Raw genomic sequence first — 6,069 nt, 5'->3', positions numbered from 1 at the left:
ACGGTCGGGCAGCAGTTCTCCGACGCTCTCGCCTCCCGCATCAAGGGCCGTTCGATGGATGTGTATCCGGTGAATTACCCTGCCTCGCTGAACTTCTCGCAGGCCGCTGACGGCGTTGCCGATGCCGCCAACAAGGTCATGGACACCGTCAACACCTGCCCGGCCACCAAGATCGTGCTCGGCGGCTACTCACAGGGCGCCGCCATCGCCGCCTACATCACCTCGGATAACGTCCCGCCGGGCTACGCGCTCCCCGCCGGCATCAGCGGTCCGCTGCCGCCCAATGTCGCCCCGCACGTTGCTGCGGTCACGCTGTTCGGCAAGCCCTCCGACGGGTTCCTGAACCTGGTCGACCGCGACGCCCCGCCGATCACCATCGGCTCGGCCTACGTGAACAAGACGCTCGATCTCTGCACTCCCCAGGATCCGGTGTGTTCGTCGGGCCAGGGATTCAGCCGCGCCGCGCACAGCGCCTACAAGACCAACGGCATGACAGATCAGGCGGCCGACTACGCCGCCAGCAAGCTCGGTCGCTAACCCCGTCCACCTTCGGCGGATATTGCGCCAGACGGGACGGCGAGAGCCTTCCCGGCCGCACGTCAGAGACCTACGCTTGATGTCATGAGACAAATCGTGTTGCGCGCAGTTCTGCTGCTGGGAGCGTGGGCGAGCGGGCTGCTGGTGGCGGCGCAGGTCGTGCCCGGCGTTTCGTTGTCGGTGTCAGGATTTATCGTCGCCGTGCTGGCCTTCTCGGCAGCGCAAGCCGTGCTGTCGTTGTCGCTCTTGAAGTTGCCGCATGAGTATGCGTCGGTGCTGATGGGCGGCACCGGCCTGGCGCTGACCGTTTTTGCCCTGGTTCTCGCCACGGCAGAAACGCACGGGTTCACCATTCGCGGCATGGCGTCCTGGTTGGCCACGACGCTGGTGGTGTGGCTGGTGACGACGATCGGGGCGATTTCGTTGCCCGAATTGTTGGGCCCTGAACAAGCCGGCTCGACCTGACCCAAGACCGGTCGGCAAACTACCCTCGCTGCGGGTGTTTTCGGGTCACATCTGCCTCCGGTGCATCGAGTGTGCATTCTGGGCGTCGACCGTGCATCGTGGGCGGGCCAAGCGCGAAAATCCCGCCCCCCGTACACACTCGACGCCCAGGATGCACACTCGACGGGAGCAGTCGCAAAGCGGCGGGCGGCTGCCGGCAAAACAGCCTGACAATAGTCATTTCGGTAGGTCTGCCGAGTGAGTAGCATCTTTTGCATCTCGTCCGACGACGGAGGGAGATGAGATGGGCGACACTCATCACGATCCGACCGATCATTCGCGGACTACGCAACCACATGCTGGCCTCGCCATGAAGGACAACTTCTACTGGCCCGGGCTGATCCTGCTGGCGGTTTCCGTGTTCGGGATGATCAGCACGGTGGTGGCCGCGTCGTATCGCCACTACGAGTGGATCAATACCACGGTGCTCATCGCGGCTCTCGGCGCGATTGCCGGAGCATTGTGGTTGGTGGTAGAGCACCGCCGGGTGGCTGGCATCGAAAAGCGTTGGCACACAGCGCAGCACGAAGGATTGTTGCGCTAGCGGCGGGAGATCGAAATCATGCCTGCCGAGCCGCCACGATGCGGCCGACGCGCTGCGCTGGCTGTGTTCGGTGGCAGGCGCGATGTCGTTGGCGGGCTGGGTCGGCGAGCGATCTCGGGCCGTGGCTGACGGTCGGCTGCATCTAAGTCGGGTGGTGGCATTGGGGCGTTCGGCTGGCGGGATGGGTCGCCGCCCAGCACGCAGCCGTGCGTCTGTCGGGCGTCATTTCCCAAGCCGGCATACTGGACATGGTCCAGGCCGCCGACTCGGGAGTGGGCGATGGCGCCGTCGAAAACTTCCTCGGTGGTGCGCCCGCCCAGGTTCCGGCCGCTTACGCTGACGCGTCGCCAATAGCCCGGGTGCCCTTGGGTATGCCGTCGATCTGCATTCACGGCCGTGCGGACACCGTAGTGCCGATCCAGCAGTCAGAGCGGTTCGTGGCGGCTGCACATAGTGCCGGCGACCATAGCGAATTTACGCGCGTTCGACGGCGGTCACTTCGACGTGATCGCGGTGGGTTCACAGGCGTGGTCGATGACCATCAGCGCGTTGAGCGACCTGACCGGGCGCTGATGTCGGAGGACCGGAATCGTTCCCGAAAAGTGGAGATAAGGGGACTCTGATACATCGCTCAGCCAGCCAGAGACGTGGATCAGTTTTGCGCAACTCAATTCATGCGGTCGTGCTGGACGAGCCAGTGCATCGCACGACACGACAGGTTTATTGACGCACTCGGTCGGCGAAACAGGGCCGACAGCCCTCATCGGGTACAGTTGGGGAGCCGCTAACTTTGCCGGCGCTCAGGGATGACTTGCTGAACGTTGGGTGCACACCCCGCCCCGATCCCGTCGCCTTCTGGGACTTCTCAGAGGAAGTCATGTCTTCGCTCGCCAGTGGCACCCCATCTGTCTACGCGTCCGCACACAGTGATCCGGCAGATCCCTTCGCCTGGCCCGCTGGTTCCACGGCGATCGTGTATTGCGAGGGCCAATTCGGCGAGCAGGACGGCAAGACCGCCAATGGCCTGGTCAGGCACTCGGAGAAGTACGAGATCCTCAGCGTCATCGACAGCCTGCGGGCCGGCGCCGACGCCGGAAAACTCCTCGACGGCACCGCGAACGGTATCCCGGTGCTGGCGTCGCTCGCCGAATGCATCTCGCACGCCGGCCGCGTACCTGACAACCTGATCTGTGGGCTGGCGCCCGCCGACGGCCTGCTGTCGAGCGAGCAACGGGTAGTCCTGCTCGACGGTATCTCCCGCGGGATGCACATCATCAACGGCCTGCACGAGTTCCTCAACGACGACGCCGAGTTCGCGGCGGCGGCCGTGATCGCCGGCGTCACCATCACCGATGTGCGTCGACCGAAGGACAAGCGCGACCTGCACCTGTTCTCTGGCCGGATCTTCGACGTCACCTGCCCCAGGATCGCGATCCTGGGCACCGACGGGGCGATCGGCAAGCGCACCACCGCTACCTTGCTGGTTCAGGCGCTGAACGCGCGCGGCATCAAGGCGGTCATGGTCGGTACCGGTCAGACCACCTTGATCCAGGGCGGTAAGTACGGCGTCGCGCTGGACGCGCTCGTCCCCCAGTTCTGCTCGGGCGAGGTCGAACACCAGGTCGTCGCCGCCTTCGAAGGTGAGGACCCCGACGTGATCGTGGTCGAAGGCCAGGGCGCGCTCAGCCACCCCGCCTACATCACGTCGGCTCACATCCTGCGTGGCAGCCGCCCAGCCGGCGTCATCGTGCAGCACGCACCGAAGCGCAGGGTGCTCGGCGACTTCCCGATGGTGTCGATGCCGACCGCGGCCAGCGAGATCGCATTGATCGAGGCCTTCGTCGAGACGCGAGTCATCGGGGTCACCATCAACCACGAAGAGATGACCGAAGACGAGTTGAGCGATGCGATCGCTGAACATCATTCGGTGCTCGGCCTCCCGGTCACCGACCCGCTGACGCGCCCCGCGTCGGATCTGGTCGACATGGTGCTGACGGCCTTCCCCGCGCTCGCGGCAGTGGCCGGCAGCAACACCTCAGTGTGACGCTTCGGGTCGAGACCGATCTCGACAAAGTTGAGCAGAACACGCGGAGCCTGGTCGACCGACTCGCCGCGACGGGCATCCGGGTCACCGGGATCACCAAGGCTGCGCTCGGCTCGCCGGGCGTCGGCGCGGCGATGCTGCGCGGCGGCGCCTGCGGCCTCGGTGATTCCCGGGTACCGAACCTGCTTCGGTTGGCCGGGCTCGATCCGCCGCCCACGCGCACGCTGATCCGATCGCCGATGCTCAGCCACGTCGCATGGGTCGTCGACACCGCCGACATCAGTTTGAACACCGAGGGCGTCGTGCTGGCAGCGCTCGATCGGGCCGCCTCCCGGCAGAAGCGGATGCACGCCGTCGTGCTCATGGTCGAGCTGGGTGACCTTCGCGAGGGCATCGCGCTCGACGACGTCCCTGCGGCCGTGCGGGCCGTACTCGCCCACTCCTGCCTGCGGCTCGCGGGGCTCGGTGCCAACCTCGCGTGCCAGAACGGCGTCGTTCCCAGTGACCGGAACATGGGCATCCTCAGCATGCTCGCAAACGACATCGAGGCGCTGCACGGGATTTCGCTCGCCGTCGTCTCGGGCGGCAACTCCGCGAACCTGAACTGGGCCTTGCACACCCACGATGTCGGCCGGGTCAACGAGCTGCGCATCGGCGAGGCCATCCTGCTCGGTGTCGACCCGCTGTACCGGACACCGATCCCCGGCCTGCACACGGATGCCTTCACCTTGATCGCCGAGGTCATCGAGGTCGCCATGAAACCGGCTCAACCGTGGGGCGATCGCGCCCAGGGGGCTTTCGGCGAGGTGCCGGCCCGCACCGGCAACAAGACCGTGCGCCAGGCAATCCTGGCCCTCGGCCGCCAAGACGTGGACCCCGACGGTCTGCAGCCACCCGAGGGGATCACGATCCTCGGGATGAGCAGCGACCACTTGATCGTCGACCTCGGCGATCAAGTGGTCGCGGTCGGCGACGAGGTCAATTTCGGTCTCGGCTACGGCGCACTCGTGCGGGCCATGACGTCGCCTTTCGTCACCAAGGTCGAGCACGTCGGTAGCTCAGTCGCAGCCGAGGCGAGGCATGTGCCGTTTTCGATCGAAGGCACCGACGCCTGAGACCTTCTGGTCTCAGAACGTCCCGGTCGAGTGACCCAACGCAGTCAGGATGTCGTAGACGTCATTGGCGGTGACGGCGGAGATGTTGCCTTGAGCGCCAAGGACTTCGGCCACGTCGTTGCTAAACCCATAGCCGGAGTCGGCGTAACTGGCCACGGAGCTGAACGGATCGTCGACGATCGCGACGTTGTTATTGCCCTCGAAGGCTGTCGCGAAGCTGTTCTCCGGGCCCAGGTTCAAGGCGTAGTTGTCGTTGCCGATTTGCGCGTAGGTACCGGCGAACTCCTGCGTGAAGTTGGTGTCGCCGATGGCAATGTTGCCGTTGCCGCCATAGCCCGCAAAGGAACCTTCGTCGTAACCGGTCATGGTGCCGGACTCGCTGGCGTAGTTACCGTTGCCGCCCACGGCGTCCACGCCGTCATACAGGCCGCTGTTGTTACCGAAGTCGATGGCGGTGTCGTTGTTACCGCCCGCAGTGACTCCGCCCAGGCCACCGCCGCCGGCGAACGCGCCCTCGTTGCCGCCGCCGCTGGCGCCGTTGGTGTTGTTGCCGATGTCGATGGCAGTGTCGTACGCGCCGGTCCCGGAGCCTCCGCCCAGGTCGCTGTTGCCGGCGTAAGCCCCGTCGCGGGCGCCCACGGACGGCAGGTCGTTGTTGCCGATGTCGATCGCGGTGTCGTAGTTTGCGCCCGCGTCGCCAGGGTGTCCGCCGGCAACGGCGAGAGCGTTGGTGCCCTCTGCCTCGGCCACGTCGCCGATGCCGCCGCCGGCGGTGGCGAATGCGCCGCTGCCTTCGGCGATCGCCAAGCCGCCCTGCGCGGCGGTGGTGTAGGCGGTGGCGCTGCCCTCCTGGAGCAGCGAATACCCGTCGAATGAGACGGCGAGATTCAGGCCCGACGACGCGGCAGGCAGGGCCGCGCCCGCCAGCAGACCATCGATCGACGTCAGCCAGTCAGAAGAGGTGTCGGCGGCGGCGATACCCGGGGACGGAACCAACGCCGCCCCAATTCCCAATCCGACCGCCAGCATGCTCAGTTGACCGACTCTACGAACGTTGACCACGGGTGTCCTTCCCAGGAGACACTGACGGACCCGAGCTTGAGAGATCGGGACCGGCCAAAAATGAATTCGCTTCGCTTCCAAAAGGATTCAGACTAGGAACTGAGCAAATTACGTTCTTCGACCGCCCTGCAGGCTCTCTTCGCTTGTCGGGTTCATCCTTCGGTTTGTTGCTACGGCGCCCCCTGGCTACAACGATTCATGAGCATAGTCGCCCGCCGAGCTTGTTGTTGTGTAAACGCTTGGCGCAGGGGTCGATACGTTGG

At 65.4% G+C, this 6,069-nt stretch carries 6 protein-coding genes and 1 pseudogene; 6 read left to right on the top strand and 1 reads right to left on the bottom strand.

The genetic code is table 11. The features are described 5' to 3' along the window. The 6 genes and pseudogenes from AC2VOU_RS12610 to AC2VOU_RS12585 form a co-directional block, all read left to right on the top strand. A partial coding sequence (locus tag AC2VOU_RS12610; protein WP_486957683.1) for a cutinase family protein occupies positions 1-537 on the top strand: 537 nt, incomplete at its 5' end. Between the two features lie 84 nt (positions 538-621). After that, the gene (locus tag AC2VOU_RS12605; RefSeq protein WP_486957682.1) at positions 622-1,002 is read left to right on the top strand and encodes a hypothetical protein; all 381 of its coding nucleotides are present in this window, start codon (positions 622-624) and stop codon (positions 1,000-1,002) included. Between the two features lie 283 nt (positions 1,003-1,285). Continuing rightward, positions 1,286-1,585, top strand: coding sequence for a protein UsfY (gene usfY, locus AC2VOU_RS12600; RefSeq protein ID WP_486941164.1), 300 nt, complete (start codon positions 1,286-1,288; stop codon positions 1,583-1,585). A gap of 206 nt (positions 1,586-1,791) precedes the next feature. Further along, positions 1,792-2,013: pseudogene (locus AC2VOU_RS12595) on the top strand (alpha/beta hydrolase family protein); the annotation flags it as partial. Between the two features lie 449 nt (positions 2,014-2,462). Next, complete coding sequence (locus AC2VOU_RS12590; protein ID WP_486957681.1) at positions 2,463-3,629, top strand: N-acetyltransferase DgcN family protein; 1,167 nt, start codon at positions 2,463-2,465, stop codon at positions 3,627-3,629. Beyond that, positions 3,626-4,744: an alanine/ornithine racemase family PLP-dependent enzyme gene (locus tag AC2VOU_RS12585; RefSeq protein WP_486957680.1), complete on the top strand. Its 1,119-nt coding sequence runs from the start codon at positions 3,626-3,628 to the stop codon at positions 4,742-4,744. The genes AC2VOU_RS12590 and AC2VOU_RS12585 overlap by 4 nt, the downstream gene beginning before the upstream one ends. 12 nt (positions 4,745-4,756) lie before the next feature. Here the strand turns inward: AC2VOU_RS12585 and AC2VOU_RS12580 are convergent, their stop codons facing one another. Further along, positions 4,757-5,773, bottom strand: coding sequence for a hypothetical protein (locus AC2VOU_RS12580; RefSeq protein WP_486957679.1), 1,017 nt, complete (start codon positions 5,771-5,773; stop codon positions 4,757-4,759). Positions 5,774-6,069 lie beyond the last annotated feature (296 nt).

The sequence above is a fragment of the Mycobacterium sp. TH-M25 genome (assembly GCF_057473665.1).
This window is presented reverse-complemented; position numbering and strand designations above follow the sequence as displayed.